Origin of the sequence: Embleya sp. NPDC020886 (assembly GCF_044333915.1) — a bacterium.
Classification (GTDB): domain Bacteria; phylum Actinomycetota; class Actinomycetes; order Streptomycetales; family Streptomycetaceae; genus Embleya.
The window spans coordinates 1,257,593-1,283,982 of record NZ_JBIRRX010000001.1 but is presented as its reverse complement, the minus strand read 5'-3'; the positions used below and the strand labels follow the sequence as shown (position 1 = coordinate 1,283,982).

The 26,390-nt window shown below is 71.3% G+C and carries 24 protein-coding genes; 10 read left to right on the top strand and 14 right to left on the bottom strand.

Going from position 1 to position 26,390, the window contains the following annotated elements:
- Nucleotides 1-84 precede the first annotated feature (84 nt).
- Nucleotides 85-1,173, bottom strand: coding sequence for an NYN domain-containing protein (locus tag ACH4U8_RS05365; RefSeq protein WP_360308200.1), 1,089 nt, complete (start codon nucleotides 1,171-1,173; stop codon nucleotides 85-87).
- Between the two features lie 312 nt (nucleotides 1,174-1,485).
- Here ACH4U8_RS05365 and ACH4U8_RS05360 point away from each other — a divergent pair, with 312 nt between their 5' ends.
- The gene (locus ACH4U8_RS05360; RefSeq protein WP_395775866.1) at nucleotides 1,486-1,650 is read left to right on the top strand and encodes a hypothetical protein; all 165 of its coding nucleotides are present in this window, start codon (nucleotides 1,486-1,488) and stop codon (nucleotides 1,648-1,650) included.
- A gap of 78 nt (nucleotides 1,651-1,728) precedes the next feature.
- On the opposite strand, the gene ACH4U8_RS05355 is transcribed toward ACH4U8_RS05360, so the two are convergent.
- The 5 genes from ACH4U8_RS05355 to ACH4U8_RS05335 form a co-directional block, all read right to left on the bottom strand.
- Entirely contained in the window at nucleotides 1,729-2,352 is a 624-nt protein-coding gene (locus ACH4U8_RS05355) for an MBL fold metallo-hydrolase (RefSeq protein WP_360308206.1), read from the bottom strand.
- Nucleotides 2,352-3,437, bottom strand: coding sequence for an S-(hydroxymethyl)mycothiol dehydrogenase (locus ACH4U8_RS05350; RefSeq protein ID WP_395775865.1), 1,086 nt, complete (start codon nucleotides 3,435-3,437; stop codon nucleotides 2,352-2,354). Before ACH4U8_RS05350 ends, ACH4U8_RS05355 begins: the two co-directional genes overlap by 1 nt.
- 42 nt (nucleotides 3,438-3,479) lie before the next feature.
- Nucleotides 3,480-4,094, bottom strand: coding sequence for a MarC family protein (locus tag ACH4U8_RS05345; protein ID WP_360308211.1), 615 nt, complete (start codon nucleotides 4,092-4,094; stop codon nucleotides 3,480-3,482).
- Nucleotides 4,091-4,939 (bottom strand): PHP domain-containing protein, encoded by an 849-nt coding sequence (locus ACH4U8_RS05340; RefSeq protein WP_395775864.1) that lies wholly within the window; start codon nucleotides 4,937-4,939, stop codon nucleotides 4,091-4,093. The genes ACH4U8_RS05345 and ACH4U8_RS05340 overlap by 4 nt, the downstream gene beginning before the upstream one ends.
- A gap of 109 nt (nucleotides 4,940-5,048) precedes the next feature.
- Complete coding sequence (locus tag ACH4U8_RS05335; RefSeq protein ID WP_360308217.1) at nucleotides 5,049-5,684, bottom strand: DUF6758 family protein; 636 nt, start codon at nucleotides 5,682-5,684, stop codon at nucleotides 5,049-5,051.
- Nucleotides 5,685-5,873: 189 nt separating this feature from the next.
- Here ACH4U8_RS05335 and ACH4U8_RS05330 point away from each other — a divergent pair, with 189 nt between their 5' ends.
- Together ACH4U8_RS05330 and ACH4U8_RS05325 are read left to right on the top strand one after the other, a co-directional pair.
- Nucleotides 5,874-6,275 carry an NUDIX domain-containing protein gene (locus tag ACH4U8_RS05330; RefSeq protein ID WP_360308220.1) on the top strand — a complete coding sequence of 134 codons (402 nt, stop codon included), beginning with the start codon at nucleotides 5,874-5,876 and terminating at the stop codon, nucleotides 6,273-6,275.
- Complete coding sequence (locus ACH4U8_RS05325; RefSeq protein WP_395775863.1) at nucleotides 6,272-7,186, top strand: ribokinase; 915 nt, start codon at nucleotides 6,272-6,274, stop codon at nucleotides 7,184-7,186. The genes ACH4U8_RS05330 and ACH4U8_RS05325 overlap by 4 nt, the downstream gene beginning before the upstream one ends.
- Before the next feature lie 114 nt (nucleotides 7,187-7,300).
- Here the strand turns inward: ACH4U8_RS05325 and ACH4U8_RS05320 are convergent, their stop codons facing one another.
- The 4 genes from ACH4U8_RS05320 to ACH4U8_RS05305 form a co-directional block, all read right to left on the bottom strand.
- Nucleotides 7,301-7,807: a MaoC family dehydratase gene (locus ACH4U8_RS05320; RefSeq protein WP_395775862.1), complete on the bottom strand. Its 507-nt coding sequence runs from the start codon at nucleotides 7,805-7,807 to the stop codon at nucleotides 7,301-7,303.
- A 342-nt stretch (nucleotides 7,808-8,149) separates the two neighbouring features.
- Entirely contained in the window at nucleotides 8,150-9,217 is a 1,068-nt protein-coding gene (locus ACH4U8_RS05315; RefSeq protein WP_395775861.1) for a class I SAM-dependent methyltransferase, read from the bottom strand.
- A 155-nt stretch (nucleotides 9,218-9,372) separates the two neighbouring features.
- Nucleotides 9,373-10,266, bottom strand: coding sequence for an alpha/beta fold hydrolase (locus ACH4U8_RS05310; protein WP_395775860.1), 894 nt, complete (start codon nucleotides 10,264-10,266; stop codon nucleotides 9,373-9,375).
- A gap of 107 nt (nucleotides 10,267-10,373) precedes the next feature.
- Nucleotides 10,374-11,957, bottom strand: a complete 1,584-nt coding sequence (locus ACH4U8_RS05305; RefSeq protein WP_395775859.1) for a DEAD/DEAH box helicase — start codon at nucleotides 11,955-11,957, stop codon at nucleotides 10,374-10,376.
- Between the two features lie 436 nt (nucleotides 11,958-12,393).
- On the opposite strand from ACH4U8_RS05305, the gene ACH4U8_RS05300 reads away from it, so the two are divergent.
- On the top strand, nucleotides 12,394-13,074 hold the full coding sequence (locus tag ACH4U8_RS05300; protein ID WP_360308238.1) for a ferritin-like fold-containing protein: 681 nt from the start codon (nucleotides 12,394-12,396) through the stop codon (nucleotides 13,072-13,074).
- A gap of 104 nt (nucleotides 13,075-13,178) precedes the next feature.
- Here ACH4U8_RS05300 and ACH4U8_RS05295 read toward each other — a convergent pair whose 3' ends face one another.
- The 3 genes from ACH4U8_RS05295 to ACH4U8_RS05285 form a co-directional block, all read right to left on the bottom strand.
- The gene (locus tag ACH4U8_RS05295; RefSeq protein WP_020552594.1) at nucleotides 13,179-13,409 is read right to left on the bottom strand and encodes a DUF3107 domain-containing protein; all 231 of its coding nucleotides are present in this window, start codon (nucleotides 13,407-13,409) and stop codon (nucleotides 13,179-13,181) included.
- A 175-nt stretch (nucleotides 13,410-13,584) separates the two neighbouring features.
- Nucleotides 13,585-14,223, bottom strand: a complete 639-nt coding sequence (locus ACH4U8_RS05290) for a TetR/AcrR family transcriptional regulator (RefSeq protein ID WP_360308241.1) — start codon at nucleotides 14,221-14,223, stop codon at nucleotides 13,585-13,587.
- Between the two features lie 219 nt (nucleotides 14,224-14,442).
- A complete protein-coding gene (locus ACH4U8_RS05285; RefSeq protein ID WP_360308244.1) occupies nucleotides 14,443-14,688 on the bottom strand; it encodes a hypothetical protein in 246 nt (81 codons plus the stop codon).
- 226 nt (nucleotides 14,689-14,914) lie between these two features.
- Between ACH4U8_RS05285 and ACH4U8_RS05280 the strand changes: the two genes are divergently transcribed.
- The 3 genes from ACH4U8_RS05280 (at nucleotide 14,915) to moeZ (ending at nucleotide 19,055) form a co-directional block, all read left to right on the top strand.
- Nucleotides 14,915-15,856 (top strand): alpha/beta fold hydrolase, encoded by a 942-nt coding sequence (locus tag ACH4U8_RS05280; protein WP_395775858.1) that lies wholly within the window; start codon nucleotides 14,915-14,917, stop codon nucleotides 15,854-15,856.
- A gap of 10 nt (nucleotides 15,857-15,866) precedes the next feature.
- Complete coding sequence (locus tag ACH4U8_RS05275) at nucleotides 15,867-17,714, top strand: DUF3152 domain-containing protein (RefSeq protein WP_395775857.1); 1,848 nt, start codon at nucleotides 15,867-15,869, stop codon at nucleotides 17,712-17,714.
- A gap of 159 nt (nucleotides 17,715-17,873) precedes the next feature.
- Complete coding sequence (gene moeZ / locus ACH4U8_RS05270) at nucleotides 17,874-19,055, top strand: adenylyltransferase/sulfurtransferase MoeZ (protein ID WP_360308252.1); 1,182 nt, start codon at nucleotides 17,874-17,876, stop codon at nucleotides 19,053-19,055.
- A gap of 116 nt (nucleotides 19,056-19,171) precedes the next feature.
- On the opposite strand, the gene ACH4U8_RS05265 is transcribed toward moeZ, so the two are convergent.
- Entirely contained in the window at nucleotides 19,172-21,514 is a 2,343-nt protein-coding gene (locus ACH4U8_RS05265; RefSeq protein ID WP_360308255.1) for a lysylphosphatidylglycerol synthase transmembrane domain-containing protein, read from the bottom strand.
- Nucleotides 21,515-21,727: 213 nt separating this feature from the next.
- Between ACH4U8_RS05265 and ACH4U8_RS05260 the strand changes: the two genes are divergently transcribed.
- From ACH4U8_RS05260 to ACH4U8_RS05250, 3 genes are all read left to right on the top strand, one after another.
- Complete coding sequence (locus ACH4U8_RS05260) at nucleotides 21,728-22,072, top strand: MGMT family protein (protein ID WP_395775856.1); 345 nt, start codon at nucleotides 21,728-21,730, stop codon at nucleotides 22,070-22,072.
- Between the two features lie 226 nt (nucleotides 22,073-22,298).
- Entirely contained in the window at nucleotides 22,299-25,544 is a 3,246-nt protein-coding gene (locus ACH4U8_RS05255; RefSeq protein ID WP_360308261.1) for an ATP-dependent DNA helicase, read from the top strand.
- Nucleotides 25,545-25,686: 142 nt separating this feature from the next.
- Nucleotides 25,687-26,388: a hypothetical protein gene (locus tag ACH4U8_RS05250; protein WP_360308264.1), complete on the top strand. Its 702-nt coding sequence runs from the start codon at nucleotides 25,687-25,689 to the stop codon at nucleotides 26,386-26,388.
- The last annotated feature ends 2 nt before the right edge of the window (nucleotides 26,389-26,390 follow it).

Sequence of the window (26,390 nt, the reverse complement as noted above, 5' to 3'; positions counted from 1 at the left end):
GCCGGCGAATCACCTGGCCCGCCGGGGGTCTGTCTTTCCCTCCGTGACACCCGGTCCGCGCCGCATGCCCTGGTCGGAGCTCCTTCAGCCCTCCGTCAGTTCCGTGCCCGGGAGGCCGAATTCCTGGTTGAGGCGGTCCCAGAAGCCGTTGCGCAGAGCCCGGCGCAGGTCCTCGTGCGGGCGGAGCGAATATTGCAGCACGCTCTCCGCGTCGACGAGCAGGCCCCGGTCGATCGCCTGCGGCAACATCGGTCCCGGCATCAGGTCGGCCAGGTTCTCCCGGCCGCGTACCACCAGCCAGCGCTTGGCGATCTCCTGGCCGATCCGCCAGGCCTGGTCGGCGGTGGGCGGGCCGCCGGGCTGGAGGGTGATCGCGCCGGCGTGCGAGGGCGGCAACATCACCGGCGTCACGCAGGTCTCGCAGAATTCGCGGTGCAACATCCGGGTGACGTCGGCCTCCCAGACCAGCGGGTCGGCCTGGTTGGTGCCGTAGGCCGGCTCCACGCCCCACAGGTGCACCCGCACGCCGTAGGACTGGGCCGCCTCGACCGCCGAGACCAGGTCCTCGTCGCCGCTGATCACGACCGCGTCGTCGATCGCGTGGTTGCGCGCCAGGGATTCGAGGTCGCTGCGGATCAGCGAGTCGACGCCCTTCTGCTGGTTGTGCGCGTTGAGGTTGCCGAGCCGGACCTTGACGTCGGGCAGTTCGGCGATCTGGCGCTGCTCGACGGTGTGCACCCGCTCGCGTGCGCCGTCGTACCAGTACACCCGCAGCAGTCGACCCTCCGGGAAGACCCGGCGCGCCTCGTCGATCAGGCCGGTGATCAGTTGTTCGGCGTCCACCCGGAAGGCCCGGCGCTCGGCCGAACCGGCGACCAGCAGGCCCATCGCCGCGTAGACGTAGCCGACGTCGACGAACAGCGCGTGGGTGCCGAAGTGCAGGGGCGGTGAGACGGACTGGACCAGTACGGCCGGTCGGGTGAACGACTCCGTCAGGTCGGGCAGCACTCCGGGTGTGTCTTCGAAGCCCGCGACGGGGTGGTCCTCCAGCGGGCCGCCCTGCTCGGCGCCGAGGCCCTCGCCGGATTCGTGCACCACGGCACCGAAGGCGGCCGTCGCGCCCGTCCGGACGTCGTCCTCTCCCGGATCGTGCAAAGTCTCTCGTCCTCCCATGGCGGCTGCGCGTTCGGCGCCGGGTCGATGTGTTCCGACCGGCATTGTCCTATGCCGGTCGCCGTCGCGTCCTCGCTTGCCTTGCGCGCGATGTCGCGTCTTGCGTCACGTGTAAGCAGAGGAAAGTCAGGAAAGGAACATTTCAGTCACGGGAATGCTATCGGTGTGACTGCTGTTGTTCAGGACGGTGCCGGTTGTGACCCATGCCGGGTCAGGCTGATCCGTACGGATCCCGGCGCCCAATCCTTGTAGACGGGGTCGTGGCATTTTGCGGCCCCGTACGACTTCGGACCGGAGGGAAGGGAGACGCGTATGCGTTACCGAATCACCAACCTCAGCCGAGCCCAGGAAATGACCGGGCCCAACCCGGTCAACTGCGCCGTCGACATCGACACCGTGCAGGCCGCCCTGAAACGCGCCGAAGCGTTCGGCGAGCGCCTGTACATCCGTCCCGTCAAGGTGACGGACGCCGGCTGATCTGCGAATGCCTCGAGGGCGCTTCCCCGTTTGGGGGAAGCGCCCTCGTCATGTCCGCCGGGGCTCGGATCGGCCGGCTCAGTGCCCTCGGGCCACCCAGGCGTCGTAGTCCTTCGCCTCCGCGCCGATCGTGGTCTCGTCACCGTGTCCGGTGAGCACGCGGGTTTCCCCGGGCAGCGCCAGCAGGCGCCCCTTGATCGAGTCGAGGATCACCGGGAAGGACGAGAACGAGCGCCCGGTGGCGCCGGGGCCGCCCTTGAACAGCGTGTCGCCGGAGAAGAGCACGGCGGCCTCCGGCGCGTACAGGCACACCGCGCCCGGCGCGTGGCCGGGCGTGTGCACCACCCGCAGTCCGGTGCCCGCGACCTCGATCACCTCGCCGTCGGCCAACGCGACGTCCGGCGCGCGGTCCGGGTACACCGCGTCCCACAACATCCGGTCCTGCGGGTGCAGGTGGATCGGCGCGCCGGTGAGCTCGGCCAGCGCGGCGGCCGCGTTGATGTGGTCGTTGTGGCCGTGGGTGAGCACGATGCCGGTCACCGTACGGTCGCCGACCCCGGCCGCGATGGCCGCCGCGTCGTGCGCGGCGTCCACGATCACCACCTCGCGGTCGTCGCCGACGATCCACACGTTGTTGTCCACGTCGAAGTCCTGGCCGTCGAGCGAGAAGACGCCCGAGGTGACCACGTGGTCGATCCGCATCACAGGATCACCACCGAACGCAGCACGTCGCCGTGGTGCATCTTCTCGAACGCGGCCTCGACGTCCTCCAGGGCGATCCGCTCGCTGACGAACGCGTCCAGGTCGAAACGACCCTGGCGGTAGAGGTCGATCAGCATCGGGAAGTCGCGCGAGGGCAGGCAGTCGCCGTACCAGGAAGACTTGAGCGCGCCACCGCGGCCGAACACGTCCAGCAGCGGCAGTTCGATGGTCGTCTCCGGCGTGGGCACGCCCACCAGGACCACGGTGCCGGCCAGGTCGCGGGCGTAGAACGCCTGCTTGTAGGTCTCCGGTCGGCCGACCGCGTCGATCACCACGTCGGCGCCGAAGCCACCGGTCAGTTCGCGGATCGCCTCGACCGGGTCGCCCGCCTTCGAGTTCACCGTGTGGGTGGCGCCGGCCCGGCGCGCCCACTCCAGCTTCCGGTCGTCCAGGTCCACCGCGATGATCTTCGCCGCGCCGGCGAGCCGGGCACCGGCGATGGCCGCGTCGCCGACGCCGCCGCAGCCGATCACCGCGACCGTGTCGCCGCGCCCGACGTTGCCGGTGTTGACCGCCGCGCCGAGGCCGGCCATCACGCCGCAGCCGAGCAGGCCGGCCGCGGCCGGGTCCGCCTCGGGGTCGACCTTGGTGCACTGTCCGGCGGCGACCAGGGTCAGTTCGGCGAACGCGCCGATGCCGAGCGCGGGGCTCAGTTCGGTGCCGTCCTCCAGGGTCATCTTCTGCTTCGCGTTGTGCGTCGCGAAGCAGTACTGCGGCCGGCCGCGCCGACACGCGCGACAATCTCCGCACACCGCACGCCAGTTCAGGATCACGAAGTCGCCGACGGCCACCTCGGTGACGCCGTCGCCGACCGACTCCACGACACCGGCGGCCTCGTGGCCGAGCAGGTACGGGTATTCGTCACCGATGCCGCCCTCGCGGTAGTGCAGGTCCGTGTGGCAGACACCGCACGCCTGGACCCGCACGCGTGCCTCGCCCGGGCCCGGGTCCGGCACCACGATGGTCTCGATCGTGACCGGTGCGCCCTTGCTGCGTGCGACGACGCCGCGTACCGACTTGCTCATGTCCTCCGCCTCTCCCCAACCGCTTGATGATCCGCTCGCACCTTACGGCTTCGCTTCGATGAATCCCCGGACCCCGTCCGCGCACAGTTGTACGGCGATCGCGGACAGCAGGAGGCCGGAGAGTCGGGTCACCAGGACGACGCCGCTTTCCTTGATGATCCGGATGATGCCGAGCGAGAAACGCATGGTCAGCCACAACACCACGTGGATCGCCACGATCGCGGTCCACACGCCGATGTACTGGCCGCCGGTGTCCGCCTTCTGCACGCTGACGATCGCGGCCACGATCGCGCCGGGGCCGGCCAGGAGGGGTGTGCCGAGCGGGACGAGCGCGACGTTGACGTCCTTGTTCTCGGTCGGCTCCTCGGCCTTGCCGGTCAGCAGGGACAGTGCCACCAGGAGCAGCAGCAGACCGCCGGACACCTTCAGCGCCGGGATCGAGACGTGCAGATAGTCGAGGATCCTCTGGCCGAACAGGCCGAAGACGGAGATCACGCAGAACGCGACGGTGGCCGCCTGCCAGGCCATGCGCTTGCGCACGGCCTGGGGTCGGCCACCGGTGAAACTCAGGTACAGCGGGATGATGCCGGGCGGGTCCATGATCACGAAGAGGGTGACGAAGGACGAGCCGAAGATGGTGACGTCGAACCAGTTCATGGGGTGATGGGTCTTGCTCCTGTTGCCAGTTCCGCGATCGCCCCGTACGACTCCGGATCTGTAGTGTTTTCGCCGAGATTGATCGTTTTGCGGGTGCCATGGTAGTCACTCGAACCGGTGGTGATCAGCCGCAGGTCGCCCGCGAGTCCGCGCAGGTGCGCCCGCATCGCGTCGTCGTGGTCCATGTGGTCCACCTCGATCCCGGCCAGGCCGGCCTCGGCCAACTCGGCGATCGTGGCGTCCGAAACGGTCCGGCCACGCTTGACCGCGCCCGGGTGGGCGAACACCGCTGCCCCGCCCGCGCCGCCGATCAGCCGGACGGCATCGACCGCGTGGATCTCGTACTTCTCGACGAACGCCCGCCCGCCGTCCTTGAGCCACTGCGCGGTGAACGCGCCGGACACGTCCGCGACCACGCCCGCCTCGACCAGCGCGGTGGCCACATGCGGCCGGCCCACCGCGCCGCCGCCCGCGATCTCGCGGACCCGGGCCCAGGTGATCGGCGCGCCGAGTTCGCGGCAACGCTCGACCATCGCCTCGGCCCGGCGGACCCGGTCGGTGCGCACCAGTTCGCGGGCCCGGGCGAACTCCGGTTCGGTCGGGTCGAACAGGTAGCCCAGCATGTGCAGGCTGATCCCGCCCTCGGCCACACACGAGATCTCCGCGCCCCGGACCAGGGTCAGCCCGTGCGGCAGCGCCTCGGCCGCGGCCGTCCAGCCGGCGGTGGTGTCGTGGTCGGTGAGCGCGACCACGTCCAGGCCCGCCGCGCGCGCCTTGACGACCAGTTCGGCGGGCGTGTCGGTGCCGTCGGATGCGGTGCTGTGGGTATGCAGGTCGATGCGCACGCTGACCTCGTCTGCGGAGAGGGCCGATGGACCCCCCCGACCCTAACGACCTCGGTCGAGCGCCTTTGTGGGGCCGGCGTCGGGCGGCGCGGAGCCGGTGTCCGGCGGTTCAGAACTCCAGCAGTTGCGGGGACAGCGCGCCGCACGGCAACAACTGCAACTCGGCCCCGGCGTCGCGCAGATCGGTGAGCACCACGTCGTCGTAGACGAGATGGCCCGCCTTGCCCGGCCACAGGATCGCCCACAACCACAGGCCCATCGCCTCGCCCGCGAACACCGCGCGGTCGGGCGGCGCGTCGATCACACACCACAGCGGGGTCGGCCGGCCGGCCGCCATCACCTTCGTCGGCGCGGACTTGACGAAGTCGCCGCCCGGGTCGTGCCCGGTCAACCCGGCGTAGCGGGCGCCCAGTCCGACGCCCACCTCCTCGGCGATCAGCAGCAGTTCGCCGCGTCCGCCCAGCGGCGCGGGACCCGTGCACGCCACCGCGACGGCCCGCGAACCGTCCCGATCGTCGCCCGCGTGCGCGACGCCGGTGTACAACCATCCGACCGGCAACGGCCAGGGCAACCAGACCGGAACCCGGGCGCGGCGCACCACCGCGTCCAGCGCCTCGACGCTGGGCGGCACGACCGGTTGCAGCGGGGGAACGGCGCCATGGATCTCGCACTCCCACGTCTGTGAGAACAGACCCGGAGCGCGGACCCGGCCGCCGCAGCGGGGGCAGCTCGGCTCGCCCTTCATAGGACAAGACGGTCCACTGCCCGGGGCCCCGCGTCAAGGACGATCACTCCTTCGGTGCGTTCACACCGCCGACCGGCGTACGGGAGGCGCGCGCCGCGCCGGGGTCGTGCGCCCTCGCGCTGCCGGCGCCGCGCGGTCGGCGACCGATCTCCCGTTGCACGTCGGCGCCGGGCACTAGGCTCCACAGGCATGCGGCTCATTCCCTGTGTCGGTGCGATCGTCCTCGATTCCGAGGGTCGGTTGCTCCTGGTGCAACGCGCGAAAATGCCGGGCAAGGGACAGTGGTCGCTGCCCGGCGGGCGGGTCGACGAGGGCGAGACCGACGCGGTCGCCCTCGCCCGCGAGATGGCCGAGGAAACCGGACTGCAGGTGACCGTGGGACCGCTCGTCGGGTCGGTGCTGCGCCGTGCGCCCGACGGTGGGACGTACGAGATCAGGGACTACGCCTGCACGCCACACGGCGGGGCGCTGCGCGCGGGCGACGACGCGGACGCGGTGCGGTGGGTGGCGACCGGTGAGCTGGGTCGGCTCGATCTGGTGGAGGGACTGCTCGACGCGCTGCGCGAGTGGAACGTACCGGGTGTGGCGTGAGCGCGGACCACGCGCGGCTGTTGGTGGTCGGGTCGATCAACGCCGACCTGGTGGTCCGGGTGCGGGCGCACGCGCGGCCGGGCGAGACGGTGCTCGGCGACGACCTGGTCGTGCATCCGGGCGGCAAGGGCGCCAATCAGGCGGTCGCGGCGGCCCGACTGGGCGCCGACGTCGCGCTCGCCGGGCGGGTCGGCGAGGACGAGCACGGCCGGATGTTGCTCGCGACGCTGCGCCGGGAGGGCGTACGCACCGACGCGATGCGGACCGTGCCCGGCGCCTCGGGCGTGGCGCTGATCACCGTGGACGACGCGGGCGAGAACACCATCACGGTGGCGCCCGGGGCGAACGGGCGCTTCGGGCCGGCGGAGGTGGGCGACCTGGCCTCGGCGATCGAGGCCGCCGAGGTGGTCTCGCTCCAGTTGGAGATCCCGCTCGACACGGTGTGGGAGGTGATCCGACGCTGCGCCGCGGCGGACACCCGGGTGGTGCTGAACCTCTCGCCGGTCGTGTCGACGATGGTGTGGATGTCCTCGTCGGTGGTGCGGGCGTGCGATCCGCTGGTGCTCAACCAGCACGAGGCGAGTGCGATGACGGGCGGCAAGGACGCGCACGAGGCGCTGCGGAGCCGGCGTGCGGGGGGCGCGGGTCCGCGCTCGATCGTGCTCACGCTCGGCGGTGGCGGTGCGTTGGTCGCGGTCGGCGAGGCGGAACCGGTACATGTCGCCGCGCCGACGGTGGACGCGGTCGACACGACGGGCGCGGGCGACGCCTTCACCGGCGCGTTGGCGTGGCGACTGGCGGCCGGGGACGACCCGGTCACCGCGACCCGGTACGCGGTGCGGGTGGGCGCGGCGGCGGTGCGCCGGGTGGGGGCGCAGTCGTCGTACCCGACGGCGGCGGAACTGCCGTAGGACGTCGTCGTCCCGTGCGCGCAAACGGGCGGGCCGCGCCGTCCCTGGGCGACCCGCCCGCGCTCGGTGCGGGGGTGGTCGACCCCCGATCGGCGCCCGCTCAGCCGCGAACGATCAGCCCTCGATCAGCTCGGGGCGTCCGGGCTGCTCGCCGCCACGCTCGGCCCCGTAGCTCTCCTTGGGCACCATGACCTTGCGCTTGAACACGCACACGAGCGTGCCGTCCTGCTTGTAGCCCTTGGTCTCCACGTACACGACGCCGCGGTCGTCCTTGGACTTCGACTCCCACTTGTCCAGCACCAGGGTCTGTCCGTAGATGGTGTCCCCGTGGAACGTGGGCGCCACGTGTCGCAACGACTCGATCTCCAGGTTGGCGATCGCCTTCCCGGAGACGTCCGGCACCGACATGCCGAGCAGCAGCGAGTAGATGTAGTTGCCCACCACCACGTTCTTGCCGAAATCGGTGGTGTTCTCGGCGTAGTTGGCATCCATGTGCAGCGGGTGGTGGTTCATCGTGAGCAGACAGAACAGATGGTCGTCGTACTCGGTCACGGTCTTCCCCGGCCAGTGCTTGTAGATCGCACCGACCTCGAACTCCTCGTAGTAGCGGCCGAACTGCATCTCGGTCCCCTCTCACCTGCGAAAACGTTGATTCTTCGGGCTGTGGTCCAGCACCGACCCGGCGGGTCCGGCTCGTGCCCCGGTGGGCGCGACACCCCATCGGGTACCTGCCGCAAGCGGTCAGGCGCCGAGGGGGTGATGCGCTCGTGGATGTCGGCGGTCACTTGGATCGAACGATGCCCGAGCCGGCGCAGGACTTCGAGGATAGGGAGGTCGCGGGTGGGTGCAGTAGGGGCCTGCCCGTGACGTAGATCATGGGTGGATCGACGTCGACGGGCGGCCCGGGGGGATGCCCGGCAGGACCGGTCCCGCCTTGCCCCGCCGTTCGGCGTGGGTGTCTCCTCAGTCCTTCCGGGCCACGAAGTACACGTTGAGGAAGTCGCCCTCCAGCGAGTGGCTTCGGACGTGGGTGAAGCCGACGTCGGCGAGCGCGGCTCGGGCGGCCTGTTCGCCCCAGACGGTGCCCAGGCCCTCGCCGCCCTCGCCGAGCGAGACGGTCATGCAGTAGAAGATCGAGAACGTGTACAGCGCCGGCCCCAGCGGGTGGGCGAGGTTTTCCTCCAGCTTGCTGGACGCGGCGATCTCGCCCATCAGGAACACCCCGTCCGGACGCAGCGCGGCGGAGACGGCGGCCAACGTGCGACCGGGGCGGGCGAGGTCGTGGATCACGTCGAACGCGGTGATCAGGTCGTACGAGCCGAGCGGCTCGGCCGCGTCGACCACGGCGAACTCCACGTTGTCCAGGCCCAGTTCCTCGGCCTCGCGGCGCGCTGCGGCGATCCCCTGGACGGAGATGTCCACGCCGCGGATCCGGCTGCGCGGGAACGCCCGAGCCAGCACGTTCATCGCGTGCCCCTGGCCCGTCCCGACGTCCAGCACGTCGATCCCCGCCGTCAGCCGCTCGGTCAGCCCGGGTGCCAGTGGCAGTACGCCGTCCACCAGTGCCGCGTCCCAGACCCGGCCGGACTCCTCGGCCTGGAGCGCCTGGAATCGCGGGTAGGCCGAATACGGCACGCCGCCGCCCTGCCGGAACGCCTGCACGACCTGCTGTTCGACCTCGCCCATCAGCGCCAGGTATTGGGTGATGCCGGCCAGGTTCTCCGGTCCGGCCGCGCGGGTCAGCGAGGCCGCGTGTTCGCGCGGCAGCAGGTAGGTGTCGTGGTCCGGGGAGTATTCGACGAAGCCGCCGGTGACCATGCCGCCCAGCCACTCGCGCACATAGCGCTCGGTCAACCCCGCGGCGCGGGCGATCTCGGCACTCGTCGAAGCCGGCATCCCGGCCATCGTGTCGAACAGTCCGCTCTGGTGGCCGATGCTGGTCAGAAAGGCCAGGCAGCCGTCGTCGATGATGTTGATCATGCGTCCCGCGAAGGCTTCCTGTCGCGCGGAATCGACGTCGATGAGCGTCATGGCAACTCCCGATCGGTCGGCTCGACGGGAGTCGCCGCAGGTGGCACGAACCGGCACGGGCGACGCCCGTGGTGAGTGAAATATCTCCTATGTCACGCTACGCCCGATCCGTTCGTACCGTGAGCCGACGGCGCCCGGTCCGGCCCCGTCCCGGCTCAGGCCCGAGGCACGTAGGCCGCCACGCTCGCCCAGAAGTCGGCCAGCGCGGCGGCCGTGGCGGCCGGCGACTCCACGTTCGGGGAGTGGTGGGTGTCCGGGATCACCACGTGCGGTACACCCAGCCGGTCGGCCATCGCAATCTGCCAGGGCAGCGGCCACGCGTAGTCCTCGACGCCGGAGACCACGAGCGTGGGCAGGCCGGCGGCCACGAGCGCGGCGAGTTCGTCCACCAGGTCGGGTTCGGTACGCAGTTGTTCGGCCATTTCGAGCAGGCCCTCGGGCGTGGTGCCCAGCCACCGGGCGTGCACGAACGCGGCGATCGCCGGGTCGGCGGGCGGCAGCAGGCCGGCCTCCAGTTCCACGGCCCGCATCGCCTCCCACACCTCCTGGCGGGTGAGCGCCGGGAGCACCTCCTCCAGCATCAGCAGCCGGGCGACCTCGTCCGGGCAGATCGCCGCCGGGCCGGTGCTCATCAGGGTCAGTGAGGCCAGCCGCTCCGGCGCGTGCAGCGCCACCGAGCGGCACACCAGGCCGCCGAAGGAGTGGCCCATCAGATGGATCGGCTCGCCCGGGGCCACCGCGTCGGCGATCGCGAGCACGTCCGCCACGAGCGCGTCCCGGGTGTAGGCCGCCGGATCCGCCGGACCCTCGGTCTCGTACTGGCCGCGCTGGTCCACGGCCACGGTGTGGAAACCGCGCCGCGCCAGCGGGTCGCCGAGCGCGAGGAAGTCCTCCTTGCTGCCGGTGAAGCCGGGCACCAACACGGCGGTGCCCAGCCGCGGCGCGGCGCTCGGCGGGGTGGACTCCAGGACGGCGAATCGTCCGCGCCCGGTCGCCAGGCGACGGGAGCGGACGGTCCCGGGCAAGGTCAGAAAGCGTGGCGTACTCACACCTTCGAGCCTACTTACCCGCAGGTACGCCGACGGCCCCCGCCGCGAAGCGCGGACGTGATCGTCCACACTCCGCACCGGGGGCCGTCGACCCGATGGTGCGTTCGTCAGCCCTCGTCGGTCGCGACGGCGCCGGCCTCGGCGCCCTCGGGACGGCGCCGGGTGCGCCGGCGGCGACGGCGCGGCGCGCGCTCGCCGTCCGCGTCCGCGTCCCCGGTGCCGGCCGGACCGTCGACGGGCGCCGCCTGGGCGGGCACGGTCGAGGGCTCGACGAAGGTCGCGGTGATCGCGCCGGTCGCGGCGGCCACGACCGCATCGCCGGTCTCGGCGTTCACGCGACGACGACGCCGCGAGCCGGGGGCCCGACGGCGGCTGGGGTCGCTCGCCTCGGCGTCGGCCGAGTCCGGCCCGGAGGCGGCCGGCCCGGACGTTGCGGGGCCGCTGCGGCTGCGGCCACCGTTGCCCTTGCGGCCCGAGTTGCCCCGGCTGTTCTTGCCGGTCTCGCCCAGATCCTCGACGTCCTCCGCGCCCAGACCCGCACGGGTGCGGTCGGCGCGCGGCAGCACGCTGCCCACGGTGGTGGGGATGTCCAGGTCGGTGAACAGGTGCGGCGAGGTCGAGTAGGTCTCGACCGGGTCGGCGAAGCCCAGGTCCAGCGCCTTGTTGATCAGGCTCCAGCGCGGGATGTCCTCCCAGTCCACCAGCGTCACCGCGGTGCCCGAGGCACCCGCGCGGCCGGTCCGGCCGATCCGGTGCAGGTAGGTCTTCTCGTCGTCGGGGCACTGGTAGTTCACCACGTGGGTGACTCCCTCGACGTCGATGCCGCGAGCCGCGACGTCGGTGGCCACGAGCACGTCCACCTTGCCGTTGCGGAACGCCCGCAGCGCCTGCTCGCGCGCGCCCTGGCCGAGGTCGCCGTGCACGGCGGCGGAGGCGAAGCCGCGCTCGGCCAGCCCCTGGGCCAGGTCGGCCGCGGTGCGCTTGGTCCGGCAGAACACCATCACCAGGCCGCGCCCGTTGGCCTGCAGCACCCGGGCCATCAGCTCGGGCTTGTCCAGGCCGTGCGCGCGGTAGACGCGCTGCTGGACCGACTTGACGGTGGCGCCCAGGTCGTCCGGCTCGGAGGCGCGGATGTGCGTGGGGCGGCTCATGTAACGGCGCGCCAGAGTGATGATCTGTCCCGGCATGGTGGCCGAGAACAACATCGTCTGGCGGCGCGCCGGAAGACGCTCGACGATCTTCTCGACGTCGGGCAGGAAGCCCAGGTCGAGCATCTCGTCGGCCTCGTCCAGGACGAGCATCTTGACTTCGGACAGGTTCACGTGACCCTGGCCGACCAGGTCGAGGAGCCGGCCCGGGGTGCCGACCACGACGTCGACGCCCTTCTTGAGGGTGTCGATCTGCGGTTCGTAGGCCCGGCCGCCGTAGACGGCCAACACGCGCACGTTGCGCAGCTTGCCCGCGGCCTGGAGGTCGTTGGTGACCTGCACGCACAGCTCACGGGTGGGCACCACGACCAGGGCCTGCGGCATCCGACCGGCGACCGCACCGGCGGGCGCGCGGCCCGCCTCGATGTCGGCCGCGACGGTGATCCGCTGCAGCAGCGGGATGCCGAAGCCCAGGGTCTTGCCGGTTCCGGTCTTGGCCTGGCCGATCACGTCGTTGCCGGACAGGGCGACCGGAAGGGTCATCTCCTGGACGGGAAAGGCCTCGATGATGCCGAGTGCCTCAAGTGCCTCGGCTGTCTCCGAAAGTACTCCGAGTTCGCGAAAAGTTGTCAGGGGTCCAGCCTCTTCTGTGTGGTTGGGGGCCGTCTGTACCGAAAGCGGGTCGAGACCATGGCGCCCACGAAATTGCGGGGCGCGGCACGGGACCTCTCGCCTTCGGGCGGCCACCCGAGCGGGTCGGTCGGAGCCAGTCGTCCTCCGACCGGGCATCCGCGTTCACTACCACTGTACCCGGCGGCGTGCGGCCGGTGGGGTGATGCTCATTACTGCTTGTCCGGAGATGGGCGACTCCGCCCGGACGTGGTGCTCCCGTGGGCGCGGTGCGCTCACTACGCTGCGTACTTGTGAACACTGTGGTACTTGTCGACGGTGCGGCGGCGGAACGGACGAAGGGGTGGACATGAGCGAGCACGCGCAGCCGACCGGGGAGATGCGGGCCGCCGTGATCGAACTGCTCGGCGTACTCGCCTACGGCGAGATCACCGCCTTCGAGCGGCTCGCCGAGGATGCCAAGATGGCGCCGACCGTGGACGACAAGGCCGCGCTCGCCGCGATGGCGGTGGCCGAGTTCCATCACTACACGCTGCTGCGTGACCGGATCGCGGCGCTGGGTGCGGATCCGGCCGAGGCGATGGATCCGTTCATCGCGCCGTTGGACGAGTTCCATGTGCACACCGCGCCCGCCGACTGGCTGGAGGGCCTGGTCAAGGCGTATGTGGGCGATGGGATCGCGGCCGACTTCTACCGCGAGGTGGCGGCGCATCTGGACGAGGTCAGCCGGGATCTGATCGTCGAGGTGCAGCGCGACACCGGGCACGCGGCCTTCGTGGTCGACGCGGTGCGCTCGGCGATCGAGCGCGATCCCAAGGTGTCCGGCCGGCTCGCCTTGTGGGGCCGGCGGTTGATGGGCGAGGCGCTCAGTCAGGCCCAGCGGGTGGCCGCCGAGCGGGACGTGTTGTCCACGATGCTGATCGGCGGCGGCGCCGGACCCGGCTTCGACCTGGCCGAGATCGGGCGCATGTTCAACCGGATCACCGAGGCGCACCAGCAGCGGATGGCCGCGCTCGGACTCGCCTCCTGATCCGAAGGACGGAAAACCCGAGGGTGGGTGGATCCGCGTGCGGATCCACCCACCCTCGGGTGTGTCGGTGCCGATGCCGGCACCGATGTTCGGCCGTCGACCGCTCAGGCGTTGGCGCCGAAGCCGACCTTGCGTGCCGACGACTCGCCGATCTCGACGTAGGCGAGTCGGTCGGCGGGCACGATCACCCGGCGGCCCTTCTCGTCCGTCAGGGACAGCAGCTTGGACGTGCCCGAGAGCGCGTCGGCGATGGCCCGCTCGACGTCCTCCGGGTTGTCCGTGCTCTCCAGCACCAGCTCCCGCCCGGCGTGCTGTACGCCGATCTTGATCTCCACGGCTGTCCCTCCGGCCTTGAAATTCTGGAGATCGGCGCCGCGACACCCGCGGGCCGTACCTACCCCAGCAGGCTAGTCGAGAGCCGGGGTCACCGAACGCCATGACGGGTACGCCCAACGCGAACGCCGGGCGGGAACAAGATCGCCGGCCCGCCCTCCCGCGCAGGTCCGAGGGTCAGTGCGCCGGGTCGTCCTTGCGCGGGAACCGGGAGATGCCCCGCCAGGACAGCGACGAGACCAGCAGCGAGGCGGCGTCGCGCGGGATGGTCGCGCCGCGCGCGATCCAGTAGCGCGCGGTGACCTGTGCCATGCCGGTCAGGCCGATCGCCAGGAGCATCGACTCCTCCTGGGCCAGCCCGGTGTCCTCGGCGATGATCTTGCTCACCGCCTCGGCGCACATCTCGCTGACCCGCTCCACCCGCTCGCGCACCGCGCTCTCGTTGGTCAGGTCGGACTCGAAGACCAGTCGGAACGCGCCGCCGTCGTCGTCCACGAACGCGAAGTAGGCGTCGACCGTGGCGGCCACCCGGAACTTGTTGTCGTGCGTCGACTCCAGTGCCCGCTGCACGGCCGCGAACAGGGCCTCGCAGTGCTGGTCGAGCAACGCCAGATACAGCTCCAGCTTGCCGGGGAAGTGTTGGTACAGCACCGGCTTGCTGACGCCGGCGCATTCGGCGATGTCGTCCATCGCGGCGGCGTGGTAGCCCTGCTTGACGAAGACTTCCTGGGCGGCGCCGAGGAGTTGCGTCCTGCGCGCGAGCCGGGGCAGCCGGGTACCGCGAGGGCGGGGATCCGCATCCTGGATGGCTGTCACGGGGCTCCTCAAGGTGTCGCTCAACGTGTCGCGGACACCGGATGATTCGGTGATCCGGCGAGTTTCTCCACCACGCCATCCTACTTTCGGGTAACCCAGGACGTAAGTTTCGTGGCGCAACGAAACAGGATCCCGCGCTTCCGGTAACCCCCGCAAGGGGGCGCGGGTGGTGCGCGCGAGGGCGTCGCGAGCCCCGCGGGGCGGCTCGTGCGGCGGCGCTCAGCGGTAGTCGTCGTCCTGGGCGTGCCCGACCCGGCGGCGCTGCTCGGTCGCGTCCGCGGGGTTCACCCCGTCCGGGACCGGCTCCCACACCGGGTCGCCCTCACCGTCGTCCGCTTCCACCGCGGTGTGTTGCTCCACCGCGTCGGGCACCGGAATCTCGGGGTCTCGGGCTGTGTCGTCGAAAACGGTGGCGTCACCGTCGGTGACGTCTTCGAACTCGGGGGTGTCGTCGATTCGGTTCATACGGCCTCCCTGCCCGGGTCGTCCGCCGCCATGCGGCGTTCTCCATGTCCATGATCCGCCCCGAATTCGTTGTCGCACCATCGGGATCGATGTCGAAACGTGATGCGCGAAGCGTTTACAGTGACGTCATGAACCAGGGCATAAGAGTCGAGACCGCCCGGCGCGACGAAGTCGGTCGGGGCATCCGCCCTTCCGTCTCAGTGATCATCTCGTAATATTGCCCACCGTGACGACCCTCAGCCCCGCAAGCGACGCCGACGCGACGCCTTGGCCTGCGCGTACGGTCGAAGTCGCCACCGACAGTGCGGTGGTGGTGCGCCGCGACGCGCGCCACGACTCCGACCTGCCGCCCGCGATGATGATCCACGGCCTCGGCGGCTCCTCGCTGAACTGGACGGAACTGGCCGCGGAACTGCGGTCGGATCTTTCCGTGGAGATGATCGACCTGCCCGGCTTCGGCCACTCGCCGCCGCCGCGAAACGGGGACTACTCGATCTCCGCGCACTGTCGTGCGGTCGAGGGCGCGATCCTGTCGCTGCGCAAGGGCCCGGTGCATCTGTTCGGCAATTCGATGGGTGGTGCGGTGGCCACCCGGCTCGCCGCCCGCCGGCCGGACCTGGTGCGCACCCTGACGCTGATCTCGCCCGCGTTGCCGGATCTGCGGGTGCGCCCCTCGGTGTTGCCGACGGCGGCGCTCGGGGTGCCCGGTGTGGGTCGTGCGCTGTTGCGACTCAGCCGCAGGATGACGCCCGAGGATCGCACCCGGATGTCGATCGCGATGATGTACGGAAACCCGGCGGTGGTCGGCGAGAAAGCCTTCGCGGACGCTGCGGCCGAGTACCGGCGTCGGCTCGAACTCCCGTACATGATGGACGCGTTCTCGCACTCGACCAGGTCGGTCATCGGGGCCTACCTGGAGCGTGGCGAGCGGGCGCTGTGGCGGCAGGCGGCCGAGGTGCGGGCGTCGACGCTGCTCGTCTACGGACGCCGGGACCGACTGGTCGACCCGCGCATGGCCAAGCGCGCGACCGAGACCTTCCCGGACGCACGACTGCTGGTGGTGCCCGACTCCGGGCACGTGGCCATGCTCGAACACCCCCGCGTGGTGGCCCGGGGTTTCCGCGAACTTCTCGACGGGGCCCTCTCGCCGTCGAACGTGGTGGGGTGAACGCAGACTCATGGGACGTCACTCGGGAACGCAGACGAGCGTGCAGTACGGCGGTGAGGGCCTGCCGGACGACGCCCTCTCCGGCGGATACGCGGCGGTGCCGCAACAGGTCGCCTACGGACAGGTCCACCAGGACGGCTACGGCGGCGGTTGGACCGACACCTCGTACGGCGGCGGCGGTCCCGAGCAGGACACCGGCTACCACGGCTACCCCGCGGACCCCGGCTACGGCGGCTACCCCGCCGTGCAGCAACACACCGGGAGCCACGGGTACGACGGCGGGCAGCAGCACGGCTGGGAGCACCCGGCGCCAGAGGCCGGCTCCGGCACCTGGGCGGTGCCGGGGACGATGCCCGGCGAGCCCGCGCACTGGGACGACCCGCTGGAGCCGTACGGCGCGCAGACCGGCTCGGTCGGCTACGCCCCGGACACGTTCGGGGTCGACACCTTCGGTGCGGACACCGCGCTGCATTCCGGCTCGTTCGTCACCGGCTCGTTCGGCGTGGACGCCTACGGCTCCGGTGGCTACCCGGCGACGAGTCCCGCGAACGACCTGTACGCGGCGGACGGCTATCCCAGCGGGATGCACGCGATCGTCGAGGCGCCCGCCGTGCCGAGTTACGACACCACCACGTTCGAGCCGCAGAGCTTCGTCGGCTACGGCTACGACGCCTCGGGCGGCTATCCGGCGGTGGCGCCGGTCGAGGATCCGTTGGCGGACGCGCTGTACGAACCGCCCACCGAGCCGGAGCCGGCGATCGGTCCCGGGGCCGGGCAGTACCCGATGGAGTCCGAGCCGTGGGCCGCGTCGGCTCCCGAACTCGACCTGGAACAGCTCTCGTTCGCGACCGAGCCGAGCGACGACCTGCCCGGTCCCCGGCACTCGGCGGACGAGGCGGAGCACGGCTTCGAGCCGGACACCGGAAGCATTGCGCCCAAGGGACGCGCGCAGACCCGCAAGGCGAACCGGCCCGCGCCGCGCAAGGGTCGGCGCACCCTGGTCGCGGCGAGCGGCGCGGTGGTCACCGGTGCGGTGCTCGCCGGCGCGGTGGTGCTCCAGATGCCCGACGAGGGCACCTCCAGCCAGGCGTCCGGCGACGACATGGCCGCGCCGGACGCGGGCGGGCGGCCCACCGACCAGGCCGCGTCGCGCGGCTCGGACCGGGACCCGGTCGCCCAGGGCGGCGCCTCCTCGCTGCCGCTGCCGACGCCCGCGTCGCCGGTCACCACCGACCAGTTGACGCTGCGCTTCCCGCTCGACCCCAAGCTCGGCCTGAGCGGCAACTTCGAGGCGGTGCCCGGCAAGGAGGCCGCCCCCGGCGCCGGCCGCAAGTACACGTACGCGGTCGAGGTCGAGCAGGGTCTCCAGTTGGACGGCGCGCTGTTCGCCAACACGGTGCAGAAGACCCTGAACGACAAACGCAGTTGGGCCGCCGGCGGGCTCACCTTCGAGCGCACCGACAACTCGCCGAAGGCCGACTTCGTGGTGCGACTGGCCAGTCCGCAGTCGGTGCACAAGGCGTGCACCCCGATCGTGGGCGACACCAGCGCGGACAACGTCTCGTGCGACGCCTACGGCACCCGCTACGTGATGATCAACGCCTGGCGCTGGGCCCAGGGTTCGACCGCCTACGGCGACGACATCGTCGGCTACCGGCAGATGCTGATCAACCACGAGGTCGGTCACCGACTCGGGCACAACCACGAGAACGCGTGCGGCGCGGGCGGCATCGGCGCCGATCTGGCCCCGGTGATGATGCAACAGACCAAGACCCGGGTGGCGACCAAGGGCGCGAAGGCGGGCGAGACCTGCGAGGCCAACCCGTGGCCGTACCCGTCGGGCAAGCTCACCGGATAACCGGCCGCAGCCGGATCCGCCGGGCCGCCCGAGGGCGCCCGGCGGCCCTCGCGCGGGCGAATCTCACGGACCGGACCCGGTGCCCGGGAATCGGGACGAGCGTGGCACTGTTGCGGTAGGAAAAGAGCCGAGATAGACAGTCCGACCATCGGAGTTTCCGTGTCGCAGCTACCACCCCTGGTCGAGCCGGCCGCCGAGCTGACCGTCGACGAGGTCCGTCGTTATTCCCGCCACCTGATCATCCCCGACGTCGGGATGGACGGGCAGAAGCGGCTGAAGAACGCCAAGGTGCTCTGTGTGGGCGCCGGTGGCCTGGGGTCCCCGGCGTTGATGTACCTCGCCGCGGCCGGTGTCGGCACGCTCGGCATCGTCGAGTTCGACACCGTGGACGAGTCCAACCTGCAGCGCCAGATCATCCACGGACAGAGCGACATCGGGCGATCCAAGGCGGAGTCCGCGCGCGATTCGGTCAAGGAGATCAACCCGTACACCGAGGTCGTCCTGCACGAGGAGCGGCTCGAAGCCGACAACGTGTTGGAGATCTTCGGGCAGTACGACCTGATCGTCGACGGCACGGACAACTTCGCCACCCGCTACCTGGTCAACGACGCCTGCGTGTTGTTGAACAAGCCGTACGTGTGGGGTTCGATCTACCGTTTCGACGGCCAGGCCAGCGTGTTCTGGTCCGAGCACGGCCCGTGCTACCGCTGCCTCTACCCGGAGCCCCCGCCGCCCGGGATGGTCCCCTCGTGCGCCGAGGGCGGCGTGCTCGGCGTGTTGTGCGCGTCGATCGGGTCGATCCAGGTCAACGAGGCGATCAAGCTCCTGATGGGCATCGGCGAGCCGCTGGTCGGCCGGCTGATGATCTACGACGCGCTGGAGATGACGTACCGCACGGTCAAGGTTCGCAAGGACCCCGAGTGCGCGGTCTGCGGCAAGAACCCGACGGTCACCGAGCTGATCGACTACGAGGCGTTCTGCGGTGTGGTCTCCGAGGAGGCCCAGGAGGCCGCGCTCGGTTCGACCATCACCCCGCGTCAGCTCAAGGAGTGGCTGGACGCCGGCGAGAACATCGACCTGATCGACGTTCGCGAGCCGGGCGAGTACGAGATCGTCAAGATCCCGGGCTCGCGGCTGATCCCCAAGAACGAGTTCCTGATGGGCCGGGCCCTGGAGGAACTGCCGCAGGACAAGCGCATCGTGCTCAACTGCAAGACCGGGGTGCGCTCGGCCGAGGTGCTGGCCGTGCTCAAGAGCGCGGGCTTCGCCGACGCGGTCCACGTCGGCGGCGGCGTGATCGGGTGGGTCAACCAGATCGAGCCGGAGAAGCCGGTCTACTAGGTCCTCGGGTCGGGGCCGGCCGTGGGAGCGGTCCGGCCTTCGACCGAGGTGTGGTTCTCGAACGCCGGGCGGGCCGAACTTTCGGCCCGCCCGGCGTTTCTTGCCGCGGAGGGGCTTCAGATCGCCTGTTTGCGCTGCAGGTGGGTGAACGCTATCCAGCCGGGCAGGACCGGAAGCCAGAAGGTCAGGAAGCGGTAGAGCAGGACGGCCGCCGTCGCGGTCTCGAACGGCAGGCGCGCGGTGCTGGTCAGGCCCGCGATCAGGGCCGCCTCGACCGCGCCGATGCCGCCCGGGGTGGGCGCGGCCGAACCGATCGCGTTGCCGGCCAGGAAGACCACCGCGATCGCGGCGAAGTTGGCCGAGCCGCCGAAGGCCCGCACGCTGGCGTCCAGGCACAGGATGAAGGACAGCGTGAGCAACACCGTGCCGCCCAGCCCGGCCGCGAGCTTGGTCGGGGTCTGGAGCACGTCCAACAGCCGCGGCACGATGCCCGAGAACAGTTGCCGCAACTGCTTGACGATCCAGCGGCGCAGCGGCGGTACGGCCGTCACCAGCAGGGTCACCAGGGCCAGGATCAACAGGCCCGCGATCACCGCGCCGGACGGTGCGAAGGACGGCGTCTCGGCGGTGCCGGCGATGTAGCCGAAGAACGCCAGCAGGCCGACGTGGAAGACCAGGCCGCCCAACTGCGACACGCCCACGCTCGCGGCGGCCAGGGTCGGCGGGATGCCCGCCTTCTGCAGGTAGCGGGTGTTCAGCGCCACCCCGCTGACCGCCGGCGGCGCGACCAACTTCACGAACGAACCGGCGAGTTGCACCATGGTGGTGCGAAACAGCGACAGCCGTTCCGGGACGAAGCCGAGCAACATCAGCGCCGCACACACGTAGCTGAGCGAGGAGGCCAGCAGGCCGATCGCCGCCCAGCCCCAGTTCGCGCTGTTGAAGATCTCGCCCAGGTCGACGTGGCTGAGCTGGGACAGCAGGAAGTAGCCCGCGAACGCGCTGGCGACCACGGTGACCAGGGTGCGGGCCCGCACCCGCTCCAACTGGACCGGCTCGACCTCGGCCTGCGGGCGCAGCTCCAGGATCTGCTCCCGGATCCGGGAGAGCAGGTTCTTGTCCTTGCGCAGCACCGAGCGGGTGCTGCGGCTGAGCGCGACCTTTTGCAGCAGCGGCAGACAGGCCGCGACCGTGTCCGCGCCGAGCACCTCCGCGGCGGTGTGCACGGCGCGTTCCTCGCCCACCCGCAGGGCGATGGTGGTCAGCAGTTGGGCGGTGTCGATCCGCAACGCCAGGTCGCCGGAGGCGATCTCGCCGGCCCGCAGGTCCACCAGCCACGGCTGGCCGGTGCCGTCCACCAGGATGCTCTCGGCGACCAGCCGCCGATGGGTGAGCCTATGCGCCTGGAGCAGGCCCAGCAGCTTCCACAGCCGGGCCAGGAGCTCGTCGGTGAGTTCGTCGTCGTCGAGGGTGTCGAGGGTGCGTCCGGGCACGTGTGCGTAGGCCAGCAGCGCGGCGTCCGGGCCGACCTCGGTGGTGGCCACCAGGCGCGGTGCGCGCACTCCCGCGTCGGCGCACGCGTACGCCATCAGCGACTCCTGCTCCAGCGCGCGGCGCGTGGACAGCACGGTGCGGCGCTGGGTGACCCCGCGCAGCACGAGTCGACGGTAGAAGCGATAGATCGCGCCGGACGCCTGTTGGTCGCGGTCGAGCACGGTCACGTCCAGCATGCGCTCGTCGGCCAGCCGGACCGCGTAGCGGCGGGTCTCCTCGGGACCGTCGTCGGTGCGTACGCAGGACTGGGCGACCAGGCCGAACCGGCGCAGCGCGGCGACCACCGACTCGGCCGGCGGCCGGGTGTTGGGCAGGCCGACCGCGTACAGCGTGGCGTAGGCGATGGTGCGGCCGAACAGCACGCTGGTGAGCAGCGCGACGGGGGTGGTGTAGCCGCCGACCAGGACGGTGGCCGCGTTCAGCAGGAGCAGCGTCCAGACCACGAGTTGCCAGCGCGGCCGGCGGACCAGGCCGACGGCGGTGACGTAGGCGACGATCGGCGCGAGGTAGCCGTGCACCGGGTCGGTCCAGCCGGTCTGTGGCAGCGGCAGCGGGCGGGTCAGCGCGTCGCGCAGCGCCTCGGGGCCGGGGCCGGTGATCCACCAGTCCAGGCCGAGCGAGGCCAGGTAGGTCACCGCGGCCGCGATCACCCCGTCGGCGACCCGCAACCCGTCCCGGCTGACCAGGCGTTCGATCCCGTAGGCCACCGGCACCACGAGCACCGCGACGGCGAACACCCCGCCGGAGAGGTTGAGCAGCAGGTGTGGGGTGCTGTTCTGGGCGCCGCGGACGATGTCCGACTCCAGGCCGGAGGTGGTCTGTCGGGCGATGCTGGCCAGGAAGAAGACCACGCCGAGGGTGAGCACTCCGAGCAGGACTCGGATCAAATCGGACGATCGGTGCACCCGCAGCGGTTGTGAGGGCTCGACTACGAGGGCGCGCCCGTTCCCGGGGGCACCCGTTGCGATCGTTGCGTCACTCTCTCGTATCACCCGTCACCACCGCGTCGATGGTGCCACGACCCGCGGCCGGGATTGCGCCCGGCCGCGCCGAAGCGCGGCCGAAAGGGGTTCGGCACGCGTGCCCCCCGTGTCCGAGGACTCTGTCACCATGTGCGGATGAGTGACCCTAACCCCTTCACCGAGCGGGTTCTCGACCTGGTCGAGCGCATCCCGCCCGGGCGGGTGATGGCCTACGGGGACGTTGCCGAGGCCCTCCAGGAAGGCGGCCCCCGACAGGTCGGCCGGGTGATGGCGTTGTACGGCGGCGGGGTGCCGTGGTGGCGGGTGGTGCGCGCGGACGGCTCGTTGCCGCCGAGCCACGCGGTGCGCGCGCCCGGGCACTATCGGGCCGAGGGCACGCCGCTGCGTTCCGGCGGCGAGCGGGTGGAGATGGGTCGGGCGCGCTGGATACCGGAGCCCGACGAGGTGCCCGCCGACCGGGAAGTTCCACCGGGCGCCTGACCTTCACCGGGCCGACCCGGCGTGGCCGCGCCGCGGTGTGCTCCCCGTGTGCTTCCGGGACGATCGGGCCGGATGTGATCTGATGGGCACCGGCCGCGCCCTGCCGACCGGGGCGCGGCCGACCCACCCGGAGCGATCCACGCGCCGGGGCCGCGACCCGTTCGTCGCCGGCCCGGCCCGTGCACCCACCAGGATTCGACGGCGACGCGAAGGCATTCTCGGCCAGATGACCACCCCGACCCCGGCGTATCGCCTGCGGCGCACCCCCGTGGCCCCGCCCGCGCCCGTGATCCCCGACGACTACCAGCGCGCCGTCGTCGAGCATCGGGGCGGGCCGCTGCTCGTGTTGGCCGGTCCCGGCACGGGCAAGACCACCGTGCTCGTGGAGGCGGTCGCCGCGCGGGTGGCGCGCGGGGTCCGACCGGAGGAGATCCTGGTCCTGACCTTCGGTCGCAAGGCGGCGGGCGAACTGCGCGACCGGCTGACCGCGCGGCTGCGTGCCGCCGGGGCGCGCACCGCCGCGGTGCCGACCGCGACCACGTTCCACTCGTTCTGCTACGCGCTGGTGCGCGAGCATCAGCCCGCCGAGTTGTTCAGCTATCCGCTGCGCCTGCTCACCGGTCCCGAGCAGGACGTGTTCGTCCGCGAACTGCTCGCGGGCGGGGTCGAGGAGGGCAGCCAGAGCTGGCCCGCGGAGTTGCGCGCGGCGGTGGGCACCCGGGGGTTCGCGGACGAGGTGCGCGCGGTGATCGCCCGCAGCCGCGAACTCGGGCTCGATCCGGACGCGCTGGCCCGGTTCGCCCAGGACACCGGGCGTCGGGACTGGCGGGCCGCGGCCGACTTCCTCGCCGAGTACCTGGACGTGATCGACGCCCAGGGCGTGGTCGACTACGCCGAACTGGTGCACCGCGCGGTGCTGCTCGCCGAGCGGCCGGAGACCGCGCAGGTGTTGCGCGGGCGCTACAAGGCGGTGTTCGTCGACGAGTACCAGGACACCGACCCGGCGCAGGTGCGCCTGTTGGCGGCGCTGGCCGGGGACGGCCGGGACCTGATCGCGGTGGGCGACCCGGACCAGTCCATCTACGCGTTCCGCGGCGCCGACGTGAACGGCATCCTCGACTTCCCGCACCGCTTCCCCAGGGCCGACGGCGAGCCCGCCGACATCGTGGTGTTGCGCACCTCGCGCCGGGCGCCGGCCGGGCTGCTGGCCGCGTCCCGGGTGGTTACCCAGCGCATGCCGCTGAGCCGGTTGCCCGGCGATCGGGTGCGCGCACACCGCGAGTTGATCCCGTCGGTGTCGGGGGACCGGGATCCGAGCCGGGTCGAGGTGTACACGTATCCCACGCCCGGCGCCGAGTTGGACAACACCGCCGACATCCTGCGCCGTGCGCATCTGGAGGACGGGGTGCCGTGGGGCGAGATGGCGGTGCTGGTGCGCTCCGGCGCCCGCTCGATCCCGGGTCTGCGGCGGGCGCTGTCGGCCGCCGGGGTGCCGTTGGAGATCGCCGGCGACGAACTGCCGATCGCGGCCGAGCAGGCGGTGTCGCCGCTGTTGACCGCGCTGCATGTGGCGGCGGAGCCGAGCGTGCTGGACGCGGAGACGGCGCGCGCGTTGTTGCAGTCCCCGCTGGGCGGCCTGGACGCGGGTGATCTGCGGTTGCTGGGGCGGGCGTTGCGGGCCGAGGAGCGGGCCGCGTCGGGTGCCTCGGTGACCAGCACCCGGCCGTCGGCCGAGCTGATTCGCGACGCGCTGGCCGAGCCGGGGCAGTTGGTCGGGATAGAACAGCGGGTCGGGGGCGGGGCGTTGCGCCTGGGCCTGCTGATCGGCAAGGCGCGCGCGGTGCTGGCCGGCGGTGGCAGCACCGAGGACGCGCTGTGGGAGTTGTGGCAGGGCACGCCGTGGCCGGGGCGGCTGGAGCGGGCGGTGCTGCGTGGCGGTACGGCCGGGCGCAACGCGGACCGCGACCTGGACGCGGTGGTGGCGCTGTTCGAGGTGGCCGCCAAGGCCGAGGAGCGGGCCGGCCACCGGGGCGCGCTGAACTTCCTGGCCGAGCTCAAGGCCCAGCAGATCCCGGGCGACCGGCTCGACGACAGCGCGCTGCGCGGCGAGTCGGTGCGGCTGCTGACCGCACACCGGGCCAAGGGTCTGCAGTGGCGCCTGGTGGTGGTGCACGGGGTGCAGGAGGGGCTGTGGCCGGACCTGCGCCGGCGCGGCTCGCTGCTGGAGGCGGACCGGATCGGCTCGGACGGCCTGGCCGAGCCGCTGTCGCCGGGTGCGCTGTTGGCCGAGGAGCGGCGGTTGTTCTACGTCGCGGCCACCCGGGCGAAGGAGCGGCTGGTGGTGACCGCGGTCGACTCCAGCTACGACGACGGCGATCAACCCTCGCGGTTCCTGGAGGAGTTGGGCGTGCCGCCGGTGGAGGTCAAGGAGCGGCCCAGGCGTCCGCTGTCCACCTCCGCGCTGGTGGCCGAGTTGCGTTCGGCGGCGGTGGATCCGCTGGCCCCGGCCGTGCTGCGTCGGGCCGCCGCGCGCCGGTTGGCCGCGCTCGCGGATCTGCGCGACGACGAGGGGCACCCGCTGGTGCCGAGCGCGCATCCGGACCGGTGGTGGGGGCTGGTGGAGCCGACCGACCCCGGCGTGCCGATTCGGGATCCGGGCAGCGCGGTGCGGTTGTCCGGCAGTTCGGTGGCCAAGGTGCGCGACTGCGCGCTGAGTTGGTTCCTGGGCAGCGAGGTGCACGCGGACTCGCCGCGTTCGGCGGCGCTGGGCTTCGGCAACGTGGTGCACGCGCTCGCCGACGAGGTGGGCACGGGCGCCACCTCGGCGGAGTTGCCGGTGCTGATGGACCGGCTGGATCGGGTCTGGGACGCGTTGGCGTTCGACGCGCCGTGGCAGTCCGAGCAGCAGAAGGACGAGGCCAGGACCGCGCTGGAGCGGTTCCTGTCCTGGCACACGCACGAGCGGCACCGGGTGGTCGCGGCGACCGAGCACGGCTTCGAGGTCGAGCTGACCGCGGGCGAGTACCGGGTGCTGATCCGGGGGTCGATGGACCGGGTGGAGCGCGGCGAGGACGGGCTCGCGTACGTGGTGGACTTCAAGACCGGTCGTCGGCCGCCGACCCGCAGCGAGATCGAGGAGCATCCGCAGCTCGCGGTGTACCAGGTCGCGGTCGCGGCCGGCGCGCTCGACGAGGTGCCCGGGTTCGAGGGCGGCCGGCCCGCCTCCGGCGGCGCCGAGCTGATCCAGTTGCGCTCGGCGGACAAGGCCGATCCCGAGCAGCCGCTGGTGCTGGACCAGGCGCCGCCGCTGCCCGAACCGGACGGCGGGACGTGGGTGGGTGGGCTGCTCGCGGATGTGGCCGGCCGGATCATCGGCGAGCGCTTCACCCCGAGCACCGGCACACACTGCGACCGATGCGACTTCCGCAGGTGTTGCAGCGCGCGTCCGGAGGGACGGATGACGGTCGAGTAGCCGGTCCCGCCGGCCGGTTCCGGCGCGTCGCACCTTCGCTTTTCCCCTGCAAAACCGTCCATATCGGGGCGGTTGATCATGCATTCTTTGCCATAGCCATACTCGTCGCAAGCAACTCCAGTCCCCGAATCAAAGGAGTTTCGTGCGCACTTCACGCATGGCCATGATCGTTCCCGTCGTTGCCCTCGCCCTCGCCGGGCTGACCGCCTGTGGCGGCTCGGACGAGAAGTCGAACGCCGGCACCGACGCCAAGGTGTTGGCCGACGAGGCGCAGAAGCTGCTCAAGTCGGTTGCCGACTACAAGATGGTCGGCAACGGGCAGGACGAGGAGACCAGGATCGAGTGGGACCTGTGCATCCGCAACGGTGCGGACGTGCAGGGCAAGATGGTCATCGACGGCAATCCGGTCGAGATGATCATCGTCGGCAAGGACCAGTACATGAAGGCCGACGCCGCGTTCTGGAAGAAGTCGATGGGGGAGAGCGTCCCGCCCGCCGTCCTCGACCAGGTCGTGGGCAAGCTGGCCGGCAAGTACATGAAGACCCCGGTCGACGACGAGGACTCGTTGGGCAACATGACCGACTTCTTCGACGGCTCCACCGACGGGCTGACCAAGGGTGAGCCGGTCAAGATCGACGGCTCGAAGGTCATCCCGCTCAGCAAGAAGGACGAGGAGGGCGACACCGTCACCCTCTACGTCCAGGAGAAGGGCAAGCCCTACCCGTTCATGGTCAAGTCCGAGGGCAAGGGCAACGCCACGATGAAGTTCACCAAGGGCAAGAGCAAGTGCGAGCCCACCGCGCCCGCCGAGTCGGTGACCCAGGACGACTTCAAGGACGTCTGATC